This is a genomic window from Sphingosinicella microcystinivorans, from assembly GCF_003634215.1.
GTDB classification, from domain to species: Bacteria; Pseudomonadota; Alphaproteobacteria; order Sphingomonadales; family Sphingomonadaceae; genus Sphingosinicella; species Sphingosinicella microcystinivorans.
The window spans coordinates 564947-586172 of sequence record NZ_RBWX01000007.1; the positions used below are offsets into that span (position 1 = coordinate 564947).

The following is a 21226-nucleotide window of genomic DNA, read 5'->3' on the forward strand; positions in this document are numbered from 1 at the left end:
GGCAAGCCGGTCGTGCGCCAAGCAAGTCAGATACGGAGAATGTCACTTCGATGCGGACAAGACCAGGTGGCCCGGGGCGACCTCCGTCACTTCCACGCCCGTCATGATGTGGAGTGCCTCCACGAAGCCTTCGACTTCGCCGGCCTTGAAGTAGCCCGCTATGGGCATGGCGCGCAGTTCATCGCCGCGCACTTCGATATCGACGTCCGAATAGCGGCCGACCTCATCCACCACATCGGAAAGCGGCTCCCCTGCGAAGGCGAGCATACCGACGCGCCAGGATAGTTTGCGATCGATCTCGGTGGGCGTCACATGCTCCAGGATCTCGACGTGCTCGGCCGAAAAGACCGCACTCTGGCCGGCTGTCAGTTCCATGACCGTGCGGGTGGGTCTGCTGACGCTCGGCGTTCCTGCGAGTGGTTTCGCCGTAGCGAGGGCGACGCGCCCCTCGGAGACCATGACATCGAGCTTGTTGGCCTTGTTGAGACGCACGGAGAACGCCGTTCCCACGGCTCTCACCACGCCGCTTCCGGCATAGACGGAGAACGGCCTTGATGTGTCGTGTGCGACTTCGAAAAACGCTTCCCCGCGCAGGAGCCTTACGCGCCGCTCCGTTTTCGTGAACTCTGTGGCGATGCGGCTGTTCGTGTTCAGGGTCAGCTTCGAACCATCCGGCAAGGAGACAATTTCCTGTCCACCCACCTTCGTTTGATAGTTTGCCGCAAAGTGGGGAGAGCGTGTCTCAAGGACATCGGGCTTGATAAGCGCACCGATCGCCAACACAGCCAGCAGAACCGCGGCCAGAGCCGGTAGTGCCACCGCCGCGCGGCGCAGGAAGGGTCGCTGCACAGGCGCGTTGTCCACAGCGTCATAGGCGTTAAGGTCTTCGAGCCTGTCAAGGCCGTCCCACAGTCCGGCGAAGCGTTCGAAGGCATCGTGGTTCTGTTCGCTTTCACCGCGCCAACGGGCGAACGCCGCGTGGTCCGCCGGCGTCATCTCGCCGCCTTCAAGGCGCGCGGCCCATTCGGCCGCTTCCGCTTCGCTCTTCTTCGGATCGGGAAGAAGATAGATGTTCCCCGCGTCAGTCATTGGACTTGCGCGCCTTTTCGATTCCGGCAGCCTTCATTGTCAGGATCGCGCCTTTGCTCGTCTTGCGCAGGGCGCCACCGCTGAATTCCGCCGGGTCATAGCCTTGATTGCGCAGATAGGCGTTGCACGCGATCAATGCCGCAGCCACGCGCTTTTCAACCGTGCTGACCGAAACGCCCAATTTTTCTGCAATCTGCTTGAATTTCAGTTTATCGACCTTGCACATCCAAAGGGCTTGCCGCAGTTCCGGTTGCAGACTGGCAATGGCCTGAGACAGGATGAACAATTTCTGGCGCCCATCGACCTGCTCCTCGACAGTGCCATGACGCTCGTCGATGAGTGTCTCGTATCCATTTGAATCTTCAAAGAATTCCGTCGCGCTGTTATTCTTCTTCGTCGCCTCGCTGATTGCCAGGTTTTTGGCGACGCGGATCAGGAAGGCCTTCAAATTTCCGATGTCTTGCTTCTCGCTGGCGACGAAGGTGCGCAGGAAGACCTCCTGCACGAGGTCGTCCACGTCGTCCGCCCGACGGCGATAGCGGGAGACGACGCGCCGAAGCGTCATCTCGCACTCGATAAACGTGTTCAGCAGACTCGACATCGGTGCTTTCCGAAGCAGCCCGGGGCATCCGGCGACACAGACGCTAGCACGTGGTGGCATGGCAGGCCAGAATCCATCGCGCTGCTTCGATTTTCCCTGCCTGTCGCCATCCGGATATCTAGGCCCCGAAGCTTGCTTCGTAGACACGCATCCAGTTTTCACCCATCACCTTGTCGATGTCGTTCGTGCGCCAGCCACGCCGTTCCATTTCGGCACGCACAGCCGGCAGCTTCGAAATATCTTCAAAGCCCTGCGCATATTGGATCGGATCCTGAAGATAGGTCATCTCGGGCGGAAATGCGAAGGACTCCTCCGGATTAATGGAAGATGTGGCGCCGGTCGTGAAATCGCCGCCGACGCCGATGTGGTCCACGCCAACGAGCCTTTTCAGATAGTCGAGTTCATCCACATAGCGCTTGATGTCCGCGCGGCGTCGCGGTTCCTTGCGCTTGCCCACATCATCGCGACCCCAGCTCATGAAGGGATCGATCGCGCTGACGCCGAACAGGCCGCCGGTCTTCGCGATGCCTTCAATCACCCGGTCCGATGTGTTGCGCGGATTGGCGTTGAGCGCGGCGATGTTCGAATGCGTGCACACGACCGGGCGCTCCGCCATCACAATGATGTCGAGGCTGGAGCGCTCGCCGGTATGGCCGCCGACATCCACCAATATGCCGAGCGACTGCATCTGCGAGACGATGGTCCGCCCGGCCTTGGTGAGGCCGACATGCGGATCGAGGCAGCCGCCGGCGAAGGCATTGGTCAGGTTGTAGATAAGGCCGCAAACGCGAAGGCCGAGATCGTAGAAAAGCCGCATCGTCGTCTTCGGCGGTTTCGACCACCAGTCGCTTTCGCCCTTCATGACGAAGAGGTCGGCTTCCTGCCAGCCAATGGTGAGGGAAATCCTGCCTTCGCGCTTGATACGCCGGATATCGGCGGCCGTTTTGGCGATCTCCACGTGTGCCGCATTCCGGGCCGCAAATTCGAGCAGCTGCGACATCTGGAGGAGCGATGGCAACATGCTGACGTTCCAGCAATCGACGCCGCCTTTTCGCAGCAATTCAAGATATTCGGCGGTCGGTGCAGCCGGACTGCAGCCATCAACGATGATCGGGCCAACGGCGGAAGGTTCGTCCGCCACGGCGCGGCCGGCAGCCGTACTCGCCGCGGCAGCAAGGAGGCTTCCTCCGGTGAGTTTCATCAACCCGCGGCGGTTCATTTCGGATCCCATCAGAAAACCTCCCTGTCCAAACCCTATTTCGCCGCCTGTGCAAAAGGCACGGGTGGTTCCTGTTGCTGAAAATGCCGAACGAAGAAGCCCGCGAGCCGCCGTGCGGCGTAGGGATGATACCCAACGTCGTGCGCCGCGTTCGGCACGAGAACGAAGTCGAACTCCTTGCCCGCCTCGATCAGCGCATTCGAAAATGCCATCGTTTGATTGAAGGGCACGTTCTGATCGATCTCGCCGGCGATCAGCATCAGCCTGCCTTCCAGCCGCTTCGCCAAATGCAGATTGTCGACGCGCGCGTAGACATCCTCTTCGCCTTCCCCCGGAACACCGAAGAAGCGTTCAACCGAGATCGACGAGATCATGGTCCGATAATCGTGTGGACCCGCGATCGAAACGGCGGCCTTGTAGAAATCCGGGAACAGCAGAATGGCTCGTGCCGAGGCGTAGCCGCCGAACGAAATGCCGGTGATGCCGACCCGCTCCATGTCCATGTAGGGCCGTGTTCGCGCCGCTGATTTGATCCCGGCGACGTGGTCGGCAAGGGCGAAGGAATCTTCGGCGTTCATCGGCGTCATATGGAAAGCTCTCGAACGTCGCGGCGTGCCGCGCCCGTCCTGAACGACGATGATGAATCCGAGTTCTGCAAGCGCCTGCATGTAGGCGGCGCGTGCCCCAAGCGCATCTGTAAAGCTCTGCGGTGCAAACGACACCTGCGGCCCTGCGTAAATCTGTTCGATCACGGGGTAACGCTTGGTCTTGTCGAAGTTGGTGGGCTTCAGAAGAACGCCGTAAATATCGTATGCGTTGTCGGCACTTTTCGCGACAAAGCGCTCCGGTGGTGACCAGCCGGTCGCAATCAGCGCGCTCACATCTGCGCTGACAAGATCGGAAACGCGTGCGCCGTCCGCCGAACGCACCACGGTGTGTGGCGGTTCTGAGACCGTGGAGTAGGTGTCGACGAAATAGCGCCCGCTCGGCGAAAAGCGCTGTATCGGCGTTTCATAATGACCGTTCAGGCCGCGCGCGGGAAAGTTCGTATAGGCATGGTCGGCGTCTTCGGGGGTCAGCAGTTTCAGGCCGCTTCCGTCAAGGTTCACGCGATAGAGATGGCGATAATAAGGATTTCGCCCCGCCTCCTTGCCGCCGCCCGTGAAGTATATGACACCTGCGGCCTCATCGACGCGCACGATATCGAACACCGCCCAGTCGCCCTTGGTGACGGCGTTCTTGAGAGTGCCGGTTCTGGCGTCGTAGCGATAGAGGTGACCCCAGCCGCTACGCTCCGACCACCACAGAATTTCGCCGCGGCCTGCCAGCAGGCGCACGTTCGGCACGTGGTAGTCGAAGGGGTTGAGATTGAGGTACTGGCCGTCTCGTTCTTCGAGAATAGTCCGCGTTTTGCCGGTCCCGAGATCGACGGCAACGAGGCCGAGAGCGCGCGAATCGCGCGTCGATGTCACGAGATAGAGTTCGCCGCCATCCATGTCCCAACCCGGCTCACCAACGATTGCCCAGTACGGCGCGTAATCGTTGAAGCCGAAAGCGCCGCCATCAACCTCTACAGAAAGGCCGCTTTTCCGATCGATGAGCGAAAGCGTGTAGGGCACCTTCGGCGTGTCCTCAGGCATCGGCATCGCAATCTGGTGTGCGATGGGCCGCAACGAATCCGGCGCGAGAAACTCGACGACATAGGGCGCGGTCTTGACGCCGCGATAGTCAGAGCGGACCGCAAGAATAAAGCGCCCGTCAGGAGACCATGTCGCGCCGGGGTAGGTGGGCGACTCCGTGCCGCGACGTTCCTCGACATAGGTCGTTCGGAACGCGGTATACTGGTAGGGAAATTCCGCGGTCCCGTCTGTCGTCAGAGATCTCTCTTTGCCGGTCGACGTTTCGCGCAGCCACAGGTTGTGATCGCGGACGAAAACCGCTTGCGCGCCGTCCGGCGAGAGGGCAGCGGCCGGATCTGGCGCGGCTTCTGCCTTCATGTTGCAGAAATCTGCGTCGCGGCTGCATTCGAATGTCTTTTCGCCTGCGGCGAAGACGACCCTTTTCAGGCCGTCCGAATACCGAAAGGATGTGAAAGGCAGTTTCTGTGCTGAAACTGTCTTGCCGAGCTCGAGCGAGAGCATTCGCGCGACCGCTTCATGGTTGAACGAGGGCGCCGCCTCGCCGGTCGCGGCATTCACGGTCTCGAAACGATAGCCGCCGCTCGCGTCGCGGCGATACCAGAATTGATCGGTGTCCCCGATCCAGTTCGGAACCGGCGCGGCATTGAGCACGAGGCCGCGAACAGCATCCGGATAGAAGCGTGCTGCGCGCTGGAAATCGGCGTGTGTCAGACTTGGCGCCGCGTCAGCCGTTCCGAAGCGGTCAATGCTTCCGCAGGAGCTGGAAAGCAGAACCAGCGTTCCGATCAGTATCTGCCGCACACAAGCCTTCAGCATGGCACTCTTCCCAAGGCAAGGACGGCGGCGCCCGCAAGCGCCGCCGTCCACTGTGTAGTGTCAGTAGCGGACTGTGAACGTCAGTCCGGTCGTCCGCGGCCTGTTGATGAAGGCCGATGAGAGATTGCCGTCGAGCACACCGTCAACCAGCGTCGCCGCACTCGTCGGAATGGTGGTCGCCTGCAGTTCCAGGTCGTTGAACACGTTGTTCATATATGCTGTCAGCGACCAGCGTTCGGTTTCGAGGCCCAGCCGAAGGTTCAGCATCTCCATGCTTCCGAGCCTGCCCGACGGGAAGTTCTGCGGAAAGGTCTCACGCTCGCCGATGTACTGGAACGCGACCTGTCCGGTCAGCTCGATGTCGCCGACGCCGAGCGGATAATTGAGATCCGCGCCGGCTGAGAACGAAACCTTCGGGACGTTCGGCGGGCGGTTGCCCTTGGCGAGATCCTGGAAGTCCGCCGGTGCGCCTGCGATGGAGAAGACCGTCATGCCCTTGGTGTATTCCGCTTCCGTATAGTTGCCGCTGAAGAACAGCGAAACGTTCGGATTCACCTTGTACAGGCTCTCGATCTCAAGGCCGTAGATACGCAGCTGCGGCCCGTTTGCCGTGAGGGCGCCCGGATTACTGATGCCGATCTGCGGCGTATCGAAATCAGAATAGAAGCCGGCGATATTGAACGTGACGTCGCCGTCCATCCACCGCGACTTGAGGCCGATCTCGCCGGTCACGATATCGTCTGAACCGTATGTCAGCGCGTCTTCGAATTCCGGCGAGCCGACCGGACCGAAACCCATTGCCGAGAACGGGCTGTTGAGGCCGCCGTTCCTGACACCGCGTGCGATCGTACCGTAAAGCATCGCATCGTCGGTCACGTCATATTCGAAGCCCGCGCGGGGCAGGAAGGTGTTCAGCTTGAAATCGAAGCTGACACCAGGGCCGCCCGGGGCAGTGAGTGCCTCCACGTCATTCGGAACCGGGAAATAGATCGGTGCGAAGATGTCATCGGGGTCCGTGAAGATCGGTGCGAAGATGCCGATCACGAAGGATTCGACCAGCGTCGATCTGACCCTTTCATTCACGTAGCGCGCGCCAGCGAAAACGCGGAAACGCTCGGACACATCATAGCTGAATTCGGCAAAGGCCGAGAACTGGCGCGTATTGACCCTCGTGGTCGAGCGTTCGATCTCGGTTGTACCGCTCTCCGTGATGTTGGCGTATCCCGGGCCTGCAACGAGCGCCGTGTCGGTCGCTTCGGTGTCTTGATAGAAGGCGCCCGCCACAAAGTTCAGCGGCGATTCAAAGTCCGAAACGAAGCGGAATTCCTGCGAAACGCTCTTTTCCTTGCCGCGCGTCTGCGCAACGGCGGTGAGGTCGGACGAGAGCAGGTTGCTTGCCGTATCGAACGGCGGGAAGGCGTTGAAGAAGCCTTCGAAGCCATATGTATACGCCGAGCTGAACGTTTCCGCCTGGCGTTTGCGCTTGTAGAGGCCGGTGATCGATTCGATCGTGATCGGCCCGCCGTTCCAGGATATCTTGCCGCTGTAGAGTTCGAAATCATCCTGGCCGAGGCCGTCGATCAGGCTGAGCGACGGCGCGATCAGGTCTTCCGTGCCGACGGAATTGCCGATCGTCGTCGGTTCGATGAAGTTGAGTTCGCCGATGTCGTCGCGGCCGAAATGCGCGGCAAGGCGGATGCTCAGATCCTCGGTCGGCTTGAAAAGAACGACGGCGCGTCCACCATAGGACTCGAAGTCGTTCATGTCTTTCTTGCCGAGGCCGAGGTTGTCGATATAGCCGTCGTCCTTGCGATAGAAGCCGACCACACGCACGCCAAGCTTGCCCGGCACCAGAATGAAGCTCGTCGCATTGTCGACGCGATAGTTGAAGCCGCCGTGGTTCGTGGTGCTGAGGCCATTGCTCCACATGCCCTCGATCACCTTGCCGCTATCGAGGTCGGGATCGGCCGAGAAATAGCGGATCGCGCCGCCCATCGCGCCCTCGCCGAAATAGGTCGGCTGCGGGCCGCGGAGAACCTCGACCCGGTTGAAATCGAAGAAGTTGAAATCGCGCTGCGAGGCGGACGCCGACGCGACCGGAATATCGTCCACGAGGATGGAAACGAGTGGCTGCAGCTGGTTGCCCGAAACCTGGGTGCTGTTCGTTACGCCGCGAATGTTGATTTCGTTCGTGTTCGGACCGCGATCCAGAAGCTCCACGCCGGCGACCCGGTTCGAGAGGTCTTCAAAGTCCACGATGCCGGAGCGGCGAAGCTCCCGGCCATCGAGCGCAGCAACGCTGCCGCCGATGTTCTGGATGGATTCCTGGCGGAATCGCGCTGTTACCACGATCTCTTCGCGATCGTTGCCTTGTACGGCGGTGTCCTGTGCCGCGGCTCCGTTCGCACCGAATATGAACGTCGAAATCCCCGCGAAGAGCGACGCTTTGAGTCCCCTGCCTGCCACTTTCATCTCCCTGCCTTCACCTGTTGGTTTCGGGGTGATGACGATCACCCCTTTCTTGGTGAGGCGGGCGGAATATCCTGTGCGCTGAAGCAGAATTGCGAGCGCTTCATCGACCGTATGCCGTCCAACGACGCGCGGTGCGTGCGGGACATCGGCCAGATCGGGAGGGTAGAGGAGCTGTGTACCGGTAAGACTTACCAGTGACGACAACGCTTCACCGAGAGTCTGCTCTTCGATGCGAAGATCGTAAGAGCGCACCGGCAAAGTTTGAGCATTCGCGGCAACGACCACGAAGACGGCAAAAGCACCGCCAAGCGTGAGTTGCGAGCGCAAACTCAACCCCTCCCATTTCTGGCCGGGCATAACGGCGCGTATCGGATCTTCACACCAGCCCTGCAGATGAAGACCGGCGAGGTGAGAAAACCCGTAAAATTTTCTTCAAAGAAACGTCGCAATTCAAATTCCCCGTAAGCCGCACACGGCTCCAGCCCGGCATAAACCGCTTCTCTGCAGGCGCATAGGGATCAACATACATCATTGTATTTTCTGTGTTTTACTCTCGGTTGCATGCACGCCTGCGAAATCCGCCAGCACATCTACGACGGCGTCCACGCCGGTCCGTATCGGATCGAAGCAGGCAAGGCCGGTCTCTTCCGCCGTGCGAGCGATCGTTGCGAACGCCTCGCTTTCAGACATCGAGGACGTGTTCAGGGATATGCCGACGAAGCGCGCGGCAGGATTGACCGCGTGCGCCAGCGGCAGGTAGGCGTCCATCGCCTCCTGAAGCGTCGGGCATGGGACGTGGGGAAAGTCGTTCAGCCTTTCCCGCAGCGGATCGTCGCACAGAATAAGGGCATCGGGCTGCGAACCATAGAGCAGCCCGAGCGTGACCGGCGCATAGGCGGGATGCAGGATCGCGCCTTGTCCCTCGATGACGTCCCAGTGATCCGGATCGTTTTCCGGTGACAGCATTTCTGCGGCACCGGAAATAAAGTCGGCCACCACGGCATCGATCGCGATGCCGCCCCCCGCGATGAGAATGCCGGTTTGGCCGGTCGCGCGGAAATCGGCCTTCAAACCGCGCGCGTTCATGCCCTTCGCGATCGCCATCGCAGTATATTTCTTCCCGAGCGCGCAGTCCGTGCCGACCGTCAGCAAACGCCGCCCGGCGCGTGGCTTGCCGTTGCCCACGGGCAAGGCAAGCGTGGTGTGGCGTACATCGTGGAGCGTGCGCCCGAGCGATGCGGCCAAGTCCGCGATTTCCGGAATATCCTTCAAACGGCTGTGGAGGCCCGAGGCGATATCGATGCCCGCGCGAAGCACATCCTGCAGGATCGGCACCCAGTGCGCCGGCAAGACTCCGCCGTGCGGCGCAATGCCGATCACGGCGGTTTTCACGCCTTCGGCCGCTGCCTGCGGCACCGTCATCGAAGGCAGGCCGATGTCGACCGCATCCTCTGCGAATCTAAGCTGGCCCAGGCAATCGGCGCGCGCCCAATCGCGCAGGCCGAACGCGGTCTTCGCGTTGCGCGGGTTCGTCATATCGCCGATGATGAGGAGAAACGGTTTCTTGATCGTCAGCATATTGCCTGTACACATCCGTTATGCCTGTGCGCAGGCACGGCGAAAAGCCGGCACCGAACCAGTGCGTTTTCAAGGGAACGCGGGTTTGACCGGTCGCCGCGGACAAGACAAACCAGTAGTCCTAAGGTAAGGGCGAGCGCTGCTAAACCATGTTCCTGAATTCACAGACGCTCGCCTCGCTTCGCTTTTTCGAAGCCGCCGCACGCAAGTTGAGTTTCAAGAAAGCGGCGGCAGAACTTCACGTCACCGATGGCGCCGTCAGCCAGCAGATCAAGCATCTTGAAGAGGCGCTGGGACAGAAGCTCTTTCTCCGCTTGCCCCGACGCATCGCGCTCACGGAGGCAGGCGAGCGCTTCGCAGCCACCGTGCGCAAAGCGCTGGCAGAGATCGAAGACGAGGCGCGCGCCCTCCGCGCGGGAGGTGCACGAACGGAAATCCGTGTCCGTGTGAATCCGTCGTTCGCGCTGCGCTGGCTGATGCCGCGTGTCGGCGATTTTTATGCAAAGCATCCGGGCAGCAAGCTCTTCATGATTGCCGAATACGGCGATATCGATCTGTCGGAGCGTGATTTCGATCTCACGATCGAACAGGCGGTTGAGCCGCTTGCCGGTCTTCATTCCGAAAGGCTGTTTGACGAATACGTCACCCCGGTTTGCACGCCAGCCTATCTGCAAGAGCATCCGCTCGATACGCCCGGCGGACTGGAGGCCTGTACGCTCCTGCACGACGCCCATGCCTGGAGCGGCGGTGCCGACGATGCGGAATGGAAGGTCTGGCTTCAGGAGGCCGGCATCCTGCAAATCCCGGCGGAGCAGGGCCGCTTTTTCAGTCTTGCCGACATGGCCATCCAGGCCGCACTCAACGATCAGGGCATCGCAATGGGCCGCACCGCGTTGGTCGGCGACCTGCTACAGGCAGGCGTCCTTGTCGCGCCCTTTGCGTTGAAGGTGAAAAGCCCGGCATCCTATTGGCTTGCTTTTCCAAAGGCGCATTCGGAAACGCCTGCCATCGCGGCCGTGGAACACTGGCTCAAGGCCGAGGCGAAACATTTCCTCGCCCAGGCACCGTTCTGAAAGCGATGCCGCACGGCAGGGCGCAGATGTGTTCAATTACACATACAGTACAGTTTTGTATTGACAAGCATACGCCCGTGGCTCTTTCTGCGCGGCTCACGTGAGGGGGATACGAGATGGACGTCGGCGCGTCGGGAACCATGCCTGCAGGCTCTCATCCCTCGGGCGCCAGCTTCATCCGGCGCTATTGGGTTCTGGCGGTGATGACGCTGGTTTACGCCCTCAACATCGCCGATCGTTTTGTCCTCTCCACATTGATCGAACCGATCAAGGCGGAATTCGCATTGTCGGATAGTGCCGTCGGTTTCCTCACCGGCGTAGCGCTCGCCTTGTTCTACACGACTGCAGGACTGCCGCTTGGTATCCTGGCAGACCGTGTCAACCGCAAGAAGATGATCGGCTGGGCGCTTGCGATCTGGTCGATCTTCACGGCCTGCTGCGGGCTTGCACAGAATTTCTGGCAGTTGCTCATCGCGCGTATCGGCGTCGGCGTCGGCGAAGCTGGGGGCACGCCGCCCTCGCATTCGATCATCGCCGACTATTTTCTGCCGTCCGAACGCGCCATCGCGATGTCGATCTATGCGCTGGGCGTTTCGCTGGGGTCCGCGATCGGCGGTATCGGCGGCGGGCTGCTGACGGAACAGTTCGGCTGGCGAACCTGCCTCATCATCTTTGCCTTCGCCAGCACCCCGGCGCTCCTCATGCTCCTTACTATTCGCGAACCGCGTCGCGGTGCCTGCGATCCAGGCGTCACTGCCCATGCTCAAAAACCCGGTTTCCGGGAAGCGCTTGCCTTCATTCGCTCGCAGCGCGCGCTGATGCACGTGATTGCGGGCGGAACGGTGGCGACGTTCGCCGGCGGCGGCCTTGTGTGGTGGACCCCCGCCTTCCTCGGAAGGTCGCACGGATTCAGCGTCGGCGAGGCCGGGCTTCAGGTCGGGTTGATGAGCGGCGCGGCCGGCGCGGCGGCGATGGTGGCGGCGATGTTCCTGATGTTCCGCATGGCACGCATGGATCCGAAGTGGCAGTGCTATTTCCTTGCGGGCCTGACGCTGCTGATCACGATTCCCGGTGTTGCGGCCCACGTGGTTTCGGATCGCGCGACCGCCATTGCGCTGCTGTGGCTTTTCGTACCCTTCATCAACGTGATGATCGGGCCGAGCCTCGCGCTCATCCAGAATCTGACGCGCCCCGAGGTGCGCGGGTTTACGGTCGCCGTTCTGCTGTTCACGGCGAACATTGCGAACCTCGCAATCGCGCCGCAGCTGATCGGGTTCGTCTCGGACATTCTTGCTGCCCGCATCGCCGATCCTGCCCAATCGCTGCGCTATGCCCTGGCTGGCTTCGGGCTGACAGGCATCTGGGCGGCATGGCATTTCTATGCTGCGGTGGGCTCGCTGCGATCGGATCTAGCAAAGGCGGGCAGCGCCTGATCGCATTCGGGCAGAAAGCAATATCGTGGCAATAGCGTCAACTGCACCCGTCGTTCAGGGTGAGGAACAGGGGATTCTTGGCCACCCGAAGGGCCTTGCCTATCTTGCGTTCACCGAGGCGTGGGAGCGTCTTTCCTTCTACGGCATGTCGAGCTTGCTCCTGCTCTACATCATCCAGCGGCTGCTGACGCCGGATGTCGTCGGAAGTGTCCTCGCCTTGGGCAGGCTTCGGACGGGCATCGAAACACTCACCGGGCCACTTTCCGACCAGGCCTTCGCAAGCCAGGTGTTCAGCCTCTATTCGGGTCTTGTTTATTTCACCCCGGTGTTCGGCGGAATGTTGGCGGACCGTCTGCTCGGGCAGCGGCGTACGGTGGTTCTGGGCGCACTGCTCATGATCGCGGGCCATGTGCTGATGGCTTTCGATGCGAGCTTCCTGATCGCCCTGTCGTTGCTCATTCTCGGAACGGGGTGCCTCAAGGGCAATATCTCTGCCCAGGTCGGACAGCTCTACGCGCCGGGTGACGAGGGGCGGCGGACCCGCGCCTTCGCGATCTTCTATGTCGCGATCAACACCGGCGCCCTATTGGGCCCGCTGGTGTGCGGCATCCTTGCGCAGGTCTACGGTTGGCACGTCGGTTTCGGCACGGCAGGCGCGCTGATGCTGTTCGCGCTTGTCATTTACGGCGTGGGCTGGAAGCACCTTCCGCCCGATCGCAAGCGGCAGCAGGGTGTTGCCGCGCCCATGGCGCTCGCCGCGCGGGATTGGCGGGTTATTGCAGCGTTGCTGTTCGCGGGCGCGATAGGGATTCTGCCCACCGCCGCCTATTTTCAGGAGATGAATGCCGGCCTGCTGTTCATCGAAGCATCGGTAGATCGCGAAGTGTTCGGCTGGACCATTCCAGCAACATCGTTCAACGCCCTGGATGGTCTCTTCTGCATCATGTCCGTGCCCTTGCTGATCGTCCTTTGGCAGTGGCAGGCAAAGCGGGGCCGCGAACCGCGCGATCTCAGCAAGATCACAATCGGCTATCTGATCATTGCCGCTGCCAATCTGATTATGGTCGTGCCTGCCGGCTCGGTGGACAGAGGCGATACGGTCAGCGCGTTCTGGCCGGTCGCGCTCTATGCTTTGAATGCCCTGGGGTTCATCTTCTATTGGCCGACGCAGCTCGCGCTTTATGCGCGCGCGGCGCCGGCGCAGGTCAATTCGACGATGATGGGGATCCTTTTCCTGTCCGTCTTCCTCGGCAATCTCCTCGTCGGCAGGCTTGCCGGACTGTGGGAGATCCTGAGCCACGCGCACTTCTTTGCGCTCCACGCAGCGCTCGCGTTCGCTGCGTTCCTGGTCATGCTCGTTGTAATGCGCCCGATCGGGAAACTTCTGGCACAGGCTGGGCCCGAAAATCAGCCCTGACGACACCGCAGGGGCACGAACACAGCACTGCGATCAGTGCTGATGCGTGTCTGCCTTGGCGGTTTTCGTGTAAGGCACGAACTTGCCGAGTCCCACCGATCCGGCGGGCATGCGCGATCCCGAATCGAGCAGGCGCACAATGTCGACCGAACAGAGCTGGTCCGAATGCGTGTTCGTGACGAGCACATAGTCCCGCCGCAGCGATGCCGCGCCCGAATCGGGTATGTTGACATAGATCGTGCCGCCCGACGTTTCATAAATGATCGCCTTGCGGTCGATAATCCGAGAGGAGCGAATGTCCCGCTGCGACAGGCAATCCTTGGGCTTCCCGGCGACGCGGCCTTCGATCGCACGCGCGAGCTGCTCGTCGGGGGTTGGCTGTTTCGCCTGCGCGGCTGTGCCCGCGAGCAGTGCGCCGGACAGAAGGATGAAGAACGACCTTTTCATATTGCCCGTCCTTTTGCTGGGTGATTTGAGACCTTTGCCTCTTTTCCTCCTCCGAACATGGCTGGAGAATGAACGGCGCGTATCGGAAAGCAGGCGCGGCTCAGGCGCGAATGAGCGCGACCACAATCATCAGCTGCAACAGCGTTTGGACACCAAGAAAAACCAGCAGGAGCGGGGGCGCGGCGCGCAGATCTTCGAGCCGGGTGGAAAGCCCCAGGGCGGCGACCGCCGCGGTCAGCAGCCAGGTCGCCGCCGTGCTGCCTAGACTGATGAGGAGCGGCGGTGCGATTCCGAAACCGGCGACAAGGGCCAGAGCCACGTAGGCGACCAGGAATGCGGGCAGGAGCGCAGGGCGCGTCCCGCCATCGTGTTTCGCGCGAAGCAGGATGCCAAAGCCGAGAACGATCGGCAAAAGCCCCGCGACGCGGATCATCTTCACGGCAACGGCCTGTGTGGCGACCTCCGGCGATACCGCGAGGCCGGCCCCCGCCACCTGTGCGACGTCGTGGATCGCGGCGCCAAACAGCAGCGCGGTTTCGGCCGCTGAAAAGCCGAGCGCTCCGGCAAGCGGCGGATATACCAGCATCACGATCGTGCTCAGCAGGGAGACGACGATAACGACGAGCGTGGTCATCCGTTCAAGCGCGGCCCGCTGTGGAAAGATCGCGGAAACCGCCAGCGCGGCGGAGGCGCCGCAAACCGCTACAGCGGCCGCAGCAACGGCCGCAACCTGCCCGTCGCGCAGCATGGGCCTCGCGATCAGGTAGCCGGTGCCGATCGTGGCTGCGAGCGAGACCGCGACGATGCCGATCGCGCCCGGGCCGAGCGCGGCGAGGTCGGGTGCCGCCAGGCGAAGCCCGAGCAGCGCCACGGCGATCCGCAGCAGCGAGCGGCTGCAATAGCGTATGCCGGGTTCGGTGGCATCCGCGAGCCCGGGAAGCAGCGCACGCGTGATCATCCCCAGCACCAGTGCGACAACCACGCCGGGAAGCGACGAAACGCTCGCGATTGCGATCGCGCCTACCGCCAGCGAGGTGGATAGCGCGATGCCTGAAAGGAAAAATATTGTGCGCGGCCGTGGGTTTGCGCCCGTACTGGCCTGCGCCGGTTCGCTCCCGATGCTGGCCACGGCTAGCGGACGCCGCTCAGGTCTCCGTCGATACGGGGAACGCGGCGGTCGCGGTGCGCAACCATCCTGTCATGAAGAATGCGGATCTGATCGCTGCCCGTCCGGACGAACAGGAATGGCAACAGCCCGTGGAGCAGGCAGGCGATGCAGCCGCCGAACATACGCATCGAAAAGCCGAACGACATGGCCATGTGCTCGAAATAGCTCTCACCCACCGAAGCTGGGTGATTTGTAAAAAGCCCGAAAAATGATCGCATGTAACCTCCGCCTCGTCTCCGTCCGCTGATGAGGAAAGAATAGGGAGGGGAGGAAAGAAGGTGGCCCCAAATGCACTACAATTTTGCTCCATCATTGGGACGAAGGTGGAGGGTTTTGGACATGGAGTGGATTTTTATCCCAACGCCGGTTGGCCGACGTCTCGCCACGAGCCGTGGCAGTGCGCGCGAATGTCATTGAACAGGCTTGCCAACGTGTCATTATTTTATAAAATATCATAAATTGCTTGCGCGAGGTGTTGTGGGTCACGATCCTGTTCACAAGATTGCTGTTGTCATGGGTGGGGGATCGAGTGTCGGGCGAGGGATCGCGGTCGCACTGGCGGACCTCGGCCTCAAGGTGCATGTCGCGGATATCGTGCAGGCGGATCTCGATGATCTGGCGGCCGCGAGGCCCGATATCGTCTGCAGGAACGTTGATGCGATCGATCCTGTAGCGGTCGAAGCCTGTCTTCAGCAGATTGAACGCACCGATGGTCCCGTCGACGTGCTCATCAACACGGTCGGCATCGGCGGCGAACCGCGGCCGATCGAGGAAACCACCGTCGCGGAATGGGACCGGATCATCGCGGGTTCCGCAGGCGCCGCCTTCTACGCGATCCGGCAGGTCGTGCCGGGCATGAAGGCGCGGGGCGGCGGGTGTATCATCAATTTTTCCAGCTGCTCGACGAAGGTCGGGCTGCCGCTGCGAACCCCTTACATCGCGGCGAAGTATGCGCTCGAAGGTCTGACCCGAAATCTGGCGCGCGAACTCGGCCCATATGGCATTCGCGTGAACGCGATTCTGCCGGGGGCGATCGATAATGATCGGTTCCGCGGTATCGTCACAAAGCGGGCGCAGCATCTCGGGCGCAGCGAGTGCGATGTGGAGGCGGACTTGCTCGCCTTCGTGTCTATGCGGACCAAGATCGCCATCGAAGAGATCGTCGGCGCCGTGCTTTATCTGATGTCCCCCGCCGCGCGGCATGTCACCGGGCAACTCCTGTCGGTGGACGGAAACGTCGAGTGGGAAAATTAGCGTGAGCGCAGCGCCTTCGGTCGAAGAGGGCGATGTGACGCGGTTTCGTCGCCATATCGGGCGGCTGGGATATTTCGCGCTGGCGTTCGGCGGGATCGTCGGCTCCGGCTGGGTTGTGGTGCTCGGCGAATGGCTCGGCGCTGCCGGGCCGGGCGGCGCGGCATTGGCCTTCGCGGCAGGTGGGCTTGCCATGGCGCTCATTTGCGCCTGCTATGCAGAACTCACTGCGCGGATGCCGCGCACGGGGGCGGAATTCGTCTACGTGCGCGAGGCGCTGGGGCCGATTCCGGGGTTTCTCGTCGGCTGGTTCCTGCTTCTTAATTTCATCGGCCTTGCCGCGTTTGAAGGCACGGCGCTCGTCTGGCTGCTTTCGGCATTGCTGCCATCCGTCGAAGGTCCCGCGCTCTACGATGTGCTTGGCGAACCCGTCCACGCCGGCGGCCTTGCCCTCAGCCTTGGGGGGATCGTCCTGTTCGCGTGGCTGAACGGTCGCGGCAGCAGCGCCACGGTCCTGTTTCAGAAGGTGATGACCTACGGCTTTCTGGCGTTCGCTCTCATGCTCATCGTGCTTGGCCTCGGCCTTGGCGATCTTTCGAACGCAAAGCCGCTGTTCAAGGTGGATGATGGCGGTTTGCCTTGGTCGGGCATGTTCTGGGTGTTCTCGCTCGGCATCCTGTTTCTGAACGGGTTTCAGGGTGCGGCGCAGGTCGCGGAGGAGCGCGCGCACGGTGTCAGTCTGCGCGCCGTCGCGGGGACGATGGTTGCCGCCGTCGCGGCAGCGACTGTGTTTTATATTCTGATCATCTTCGCGGTGGCGGGCGCGACGCCGTGGAACGAAACGGTTGCAGCCGGGCTGCCGACCGCGCATGCGTTCGGCGCGCTGATCCCGTCCGCGCCCTGGCTGGCCGACGTTGTCATCATCATCGCGATCGCGTCTCTCACCAAGACCTGGAACGTAATCGTCATCATCGGTGCGCGACTGGTCGTTGCGCTGGCACGGGACAATTTCCTGCCGTCGTCGCTTGCGCTGCTGAACGTGCGCGGTGCCCCTGCGCGCGCGGTCGCGGCTTTCTCGATCGTCGCCGGTTTTGCCGTGCTGCTCGGGCCGGGTGCGATCGTGCCGATCCTCAATCTCTGCGCGATGTGTCTTGCGGTCACCTTCGTGCTGCTGCTCATCGTGCTTTTGAAACAGCGTGCGTCCGGCGCCCCCGACCCTGAATTCAAGGTGCCCGGTAATGCGCTGCCCATCGTGATCGCATTGCTGCTGGTGCTGGCAATGGGCTCGGCGGCTGCCGTATTGCCGCTGTTCAGGGCAGACGGGATGCCGATCGAATGGTTCATGATGGCCGGCTGGGCGGCGATCGGCTTTGGCCTGGTGCGATTGTCGCGCGGGGCACGCAGCGTTCGCTGACGCACCCCGCGCCAAAGTATCAGGCGGGTTTGAGGCCCAGAATTTCACGGGCTTCTTCGGGCGTTGCCACGGCTTCGCCAATATCTTCGATGATCCGGCGCGCACGTTCCACGAGCTGGCCGTTGGTCGCGAACACGCCACGATCGAGATAGAGATTGTCCTCAAGCCCCACGCGTACGTTGCCGCCCAGCAGCACCGCCTGCGCCACCATCGGCATTTGCCTATGCGCGATGCCGAAGCCTGCCCAGTGCGCGCCGGTCGGCAGCAGGTCGCGGAGATACATCATCGTCGATGTCTCGGCCGGAGACGCCCACTTCACGCCGAGCACGAACTGGTAGAGCGGCGGATCGTTGATCAGTCCCTCGGCATACATCTGGTTCGCGAACAGTACGTCGCCGGCCTGAAACACTTCCATCTCCGGTTTCACGCCATACATCCGGAACAGCTCCGCCATGCGCCGCAACGTGTAAGGCGTGTTGAGGTAGACGTAATCGAAATCGCCTTCCACCTGATTGCCGGTGGTGACGTCGATGGAGGCGATATCGGGCAGGCAGTCCCGCAGATGTTCCGTGCGCCCCTCGGCAGACAGCATGTCGCTTTCGGGCAGGCCCCGCGATTCGTCCTCCGGGTCTGGCAGGAACAACGCTCCGGCGCCTGCAGTGAGATTGATCAGGATATTCGTGCCGCGCTGGCGGATGCGGTCCACCGTCTCTCGGAACAGCTTCGGATCCCGGCTGCCATGGCCGGTTTCGGGATCGCGCACGTGGATATGCGCAACCGTCGCGCCCGCGGCGGCGGCTTCCGCCACGGTATCGGCGATCTGCGCGGGCGTGATCGGATATTGATAGGGGTAGCGCGGATTAACCGGCGCATTGCCGCTGACCGCGCAGGTCAGAATGACCTTTCGCTTTTCCGATGGGCGTGAGTAACCTGGGATCACGTGTCGTCTCCTGGTGTCAAGGAAGGGGTCGGCGGATCAGGCCGGAATAAGGCTGGCAATTCGTCGCGAGCGCAAGCCAACGGATCAGTGTCGTCATGTCGAAAACCGGAAGGCCGGTCGCTGCCTGTATGTCCGCCGCGAATGGTGGAAGTTCGGAACACTGGATGAGGATCGCCGCCACGCCGGGTTCGCGTGCTGCGGCGACGGCGCATTCCACCGTCTCGCGCCGCAACGCCTCGACATCGCGCATCGTGCCGTCGTCCAGCAGCGCGTCAAACACTCGTCTACCGCGCATCGGTGCGATGTGGAGGCGCGAGGGATCATCAATCCCGCACTGTTCGTAGATGCGCGCATTCATCGATTCGCCCACGGCCGGGATCACGGCGATGCGTGCGCTCTGTGGCATCGCCTGGAGCAGAAACGGCAGCTGCGTGAGGATGGAGAGGAACACCGGCACCGGTGCGGTGGCCGCGACGGCTTTCTGATAATAGCCAAACGATCCGCACGCCCCCGCGACCGCGCGCACACCCTGGCGCGCAAGCGCGGCGACGCCTTCGGCGAGCATGTCCGCCACCTGCGGTTCACCGCGCATCATCGGCCACGGGTCTTCAAGGTCGATCACGTGATAGAGCACCGGCGCGTCGAAGCTCTGCACGTGCTGGACGTTTCCGGGCAACAGCGGATGGGTGCTGCGCAGGCACAAGATGCCCACCGTATACCCCGCGACGGTGACGCCGCCAGCGACCGAATTTGGCATTTACAGGAATTCCCATCTGACAAGCATGAAGATGAACGCGGCTGCGACGACCATCGTCGCAATCCCGGCAGCGCGGTCGATCCGGGGCGCAGAGCCGCGTACGAGTGCGGCGGCCGCAATTCCTCCGAGCACCCACAGTCCCTGCGCCACGCGAAACAGCGGCGGAAAGCCGAACATGACGAAGGGGCCGGCTGTCGGCAGGCTTAGTGCCGCAATCGTGCCGCCGATGAGCAGCAGGCACGCGGTCGCCGAAAGCGCCGGCGGTGCTTTCGATGTGCCGCGCCGAAACGCCATGATCGTACGTGCTGTGCTGAAGACAAGCAGGGTCAGCAAAGCCGCAAGGAGCCCTCCAAAAACGAAACGTGCAGCGTGGGCCGATCCGGCCGCGCCGATCTTCGTCGCCGACCGCGCGTTGAAATGGAGTTCGAACACGCGTCCCTCTGCATCGCGGCGGAAGCGCAGCGTATCGCCGTCGATCGTCGGCGGACCAGACGCTTGATAAAGGTCCGGCGCGATCCGCACATAGTGCCGCCCGTTCACCGAAATGCCGCTGGCGCCGATTTCCACAATCTGTTCGCTGCCCGGCATCAGCAGTTCAAAGAATCGCCCCGAAGCGCTCATCGTCTGGCTGTTGATCCGGTAGGTTCCGCCGATATCCTCCTCGATCGGGCTTGTCGCTTTGGGCGCGTTCTCCGCGCCGAGCGGGGGATAGAAGCGCTTCAGGAAGGCTTCGAACACGTCATTGTCGATCGGCACGCTGGAGGTGTTGCCGATCCACAGTGCGAGGTCCTGGTCGGGGAGAACATACCACGCGCTCATCGAGGTGATGTAGTCGCCGCCGTGCAGATAGATCGGCGATCCGGCGCGCAGAATCCGCGTCGGGCCGAGACAGCGCCCGCCAAGACTCGGATCGGCGGACCAGCACTCGCCGTACAGCGAATCGATCGCTTTCCTGCCGATCACCTGCCGGCCCTGATACGCGCCGCCGTTCAGCATCATCACGAGGAAATTGCCCATCTCGTGCGCGGTCATCATGGCATCGCCAGAAGGGCGGGTGACGGTGTCCACGGCGGGAAACGTCGTCGTGCTGCCAGGAGAAACGAACACCCCCTGCGCAATCGGCGCGGTGATGCTGCCGCCCGGAAAGCCCGCATGTTCCATGCCGAGAGGCTTCAGGATTCGCGATGCGATGTAATTCTCATACGTCTCGCCCGATGCCGTTTCGATGATGCGTCCGAGCAGAGTGTAGGCAGCGTTCGTATAGGCGATGCCGCCGCCCGGTGCGCGCATGCGGCGCGGCGCGTGCCCAGCCAGATAATCCGCAAGCGCAGGGTGATCGCGCGCGTCGCGAAGGCCGCTGCCGACCATCGGAATGTTGCTGATCCCGGCGCGGTGCTGAAGCAGATGCCGTATCGTGATCGGCGCGCCGCCTTCGGGCTTCAGGCGCAGACCGCCGAGACGCGTTTCGATGTCGTCGTCCAGCGACAACTGCCCGGCTTCGGCAAGCTGAAGAATCCCGAGCGCGGTGAGCACCTTGGTTTCCGATGCGATGCGGAACAGGTGGTGGCGCACATCGAGCGGCGTCGCGTCGTTCGGGCCAAGCGTGCCGAAGGCGCGCGCGTAGCGATTCCCCTGCCGGTCCACCACGACGATCATCGCACCGGGTGCCTTGCTGGCGGAGAGGCGGGCGTGGACCTCCGCCTCGGCAAAGGCGTCCAGCGCTTCACGCGGAATGTCGGCGATCGTTTCCCCTGGATCGATTCCGGGCGCGGCGAGAGCGGTGGAAAGGGGCGCGCACATCAGTGCGAGGCCCAATCCCAGCTTCAACCACGCCGGCAGCAACGCGTGTCGCTTCATGTCCCCCATCGCCCGATTGACAAAAATATTTTATAAAAGATATATCCGAGCATC

The 21226-nt window shown here is 62.1% G+C and carries 17 protein-coding genes; 5 read left to right on the forward strand and 12 right to left on the reverse strand.

Annotation, left to right across the window (positions count from 1 at the left end; translation table 11 throughout):
- Positions 1-42: 42 nt before the first annotated feature.
- The 6 genes from DFR51_RS03085 to DFR51_RS03110 form a co-directional block, all read right to left on the reverse strand.
- Positions 43-1089, reverse strand: coding sequence for a FecR family protein (locus tag DFR51_RS03085; protein ID WP_121047565.1), 1047 nt, complete (start codon positions 1087-1089; stop codon positions 43-45).
- On the reverse strand, positions 1082-1690 hold the full coding sequence (locus DFR51_RS03090; protein WP_160119131.1) for an RNA polymerase sigma factor: 609 nt from the start codon (positions 1688-1690) through the stop codon (positions 1082-1084). The genes DFR51_RS03085 and DFR51_RS03090 overlap by 8 nt, the downstream gene beginning before the upstream one ends.
- A 118-nt stretch (positions 1691-1808) precedes the next feature.
- Complete coding sequence (locus tag DFR51_RS03095; protein WP_121047567.1) at positions 1809-2921, reverse strand: dipeptidase; 1113 nt, start codon at positions 2919-2921, stop codon at positions 1809-1811.
- Between the two features lie 23 nt (positions 2922-2944).
- Positions 2945-5365, reverse strand: a complete 2421-nt coding sequence (locus DFR51_RS03100; protein WP_121047568.1) for a S9 family peptidase — start codon at positions 5363-5365, stop codon at positions 2945-2947.
- A 60-nt stretch (positions 5366-5425) separates the two neighbouring features.
- Positions 5426-8164: a TonB-dependent receptor gene (locus DFR51_RS03105; protein ID WP_160119132.1), complete on the reverse strand. Its 2739-nt coding sequence runs from the start codon at positions 8162-8164 to the stop codon at positions 5426-5428.
- A gap of 201 nt (positions 8165-8365) precedes the next feature.
- Entirely contained in the window at positions 8366-9415 is a 1050-nt protein-coding gene (locus DFR51_RS03110) for an N-acetyltransferase DgcN family protein (RefSeq protein WP_243445591.1), read from the reverse strand.
- A 149-nt stretch (positions 9416-9564) separates the two neighbouring features.
- Here DFR51_RS03110 and DFR51_RS03115 point away from each other — a divergent pair, with 149 nt between their 5' ends.
- From DFR51_RS03115 to DFR51_RS03125, 3 genes are all read left to right on the forward strand, one after another.
- Complete coding sequence (locus DFR51_RS03115) at positions 9565-10488, forward strand: LysR substrate-binding domain-containing protein (protein WP_121047570.1); 924 nt, start codon at positions 9565-9567, stop codon at positions 10486-10488.
- A gap of 116 nt (positions 10489-10604) precedes the next feature.
- A complete protein-coding gene (locus DFR51_RS03120; protein WP_121047571.1) occupies positions 10605-11921 on the forward strand; it encodes a spinster family MFS transporter in 1317 nt (438 codons plus the stop codon).
- 25 nt (positions 11922-11946) lie between these two features.
- On the forward strand, positions 11947-13338 hold the full coding sequence (locus DFR51_RS03125) for a peptide MFS transporter (RefSeq protein WP_160119133.1): 1392 nt from the start codon (positions 11947-11949) through the stop codon (positions 13336-13338).
- Positions 13339-13371: 33 nt separating this feature from the next.
- On the opposite strand, the gene DFR51_RS03130 is transcribed toward DFR51_RS03125, so the two are convergent.
- The 3 genes from DFR51_RS03130 to DFR51_RS03140 all read right to left on the reverse strand — a co-directional run bounded on the left by DFR51_RS03130 (position 13372) and on the right by DFR51_RS03140 (position 15171).
- Positions 13372-13785 (reverse strand): hypothetical protein, encoded by a 414-nt coding sequence (locus DFR51_RS03130; protein ID WP_121047573.1) that lies wholly within the window; start codon positions 13783-13785, stop codon positions 13372-13374.
- 100 nt (positions 13786-13885) lie between these two features.
- A complete protein-coding gene (locus DFR51_RS03135; protein ID WP_121047574.1) occupies positions 13886-14914 on the reverse strand; it encodes a YeiH family protein in 1029 nt (342 codons plus the stop codon).
- Positions 14915-14916: 2 nt separating this feature from the next.
- Positions 14917-15171: a DUF6356 family protein gene (locus tag DFR51_RS03140; RefSeq protein WP_121047575.1), complete on the reverse strand. Its 255-nt coding sequence runs from the start codon at positions 15169-15171 to the stop codon at positions 14917-14919.
- A 259-nt stretch (positions 15172-15430) separates the two neighbouring features.
- On the opposite strand from DFR51_RS03140, the gene DFR51_RS03145 reads away from it, so the two are divergent.
- Positions 15431-16207 carry an SDR family oxidoreductase gene (locus DFR51_RS03145; RefSeq protein WP_121047576.1) on the forward strand — a complete coding sequence of 259 codons (777 nt, stop codon included), beginning with the start codon at positions 15431-15433 and terminating at the stop codon, positions 16205-16207.
- A gap of 1 nt (position 16208) precedes the next feature.
- The gene (locus DFR51_RS03150) at positions 16209-17618 is read left to right on the forward strand and encodes an APC family permease (protein ID WP_160119134.1); all 1410 of its coding nucleotides are present in this window, start codon (positions 16209-16211) and stop codon (positions 17616-17618) included.
- Between the two features lie 19 nt (positions 17619-17637).
- Here the strand turns inward: DFR51_RS03150 and DFR51_RS03155 are convergent, their stop codons facing one another.
- Genes DFR51_RS03155 through DFR51_RS03165 form a run of 3 tightly spaced genes read right to left on the reverse strand, consistent with a single transcriptional unit; the run spans position 17638 to position 21172 of the window.
- A complete protein-coding gene (locus DFR51_RS03155; protein ID WP_197723706.1) occupies positions 17638-18558 on the reverse strand; it encodes a beta-keto acid cleavage family enzyme in 921 nt (306 codons plus the stop codon).
- A gap of 16 nt (positions 18559-18574) precedes the next feature.
- Positions 18575-19315 (reverse strand): aspartate/glutamate racemase family protein, encoded by a 741-nt coding sequence (locus DFR51_RS03160; protein ID WP_121047578.1) that lies wholly within the window; start codon positions 19313-19315, stop codon positions 18575-18577.
- A complete protein-coding gene (locus DFR51_RS03165) occupies positions 19316-21172 on the reverse strand; it encodes a serine hydrolase domain-containing protein (RefSeq protein WP_160119135.1) in 1857 nt (618 codons plus the stop codon).
- Between the last annotated feature and the right edge of the window lie 54 nt (positions 21173-21226).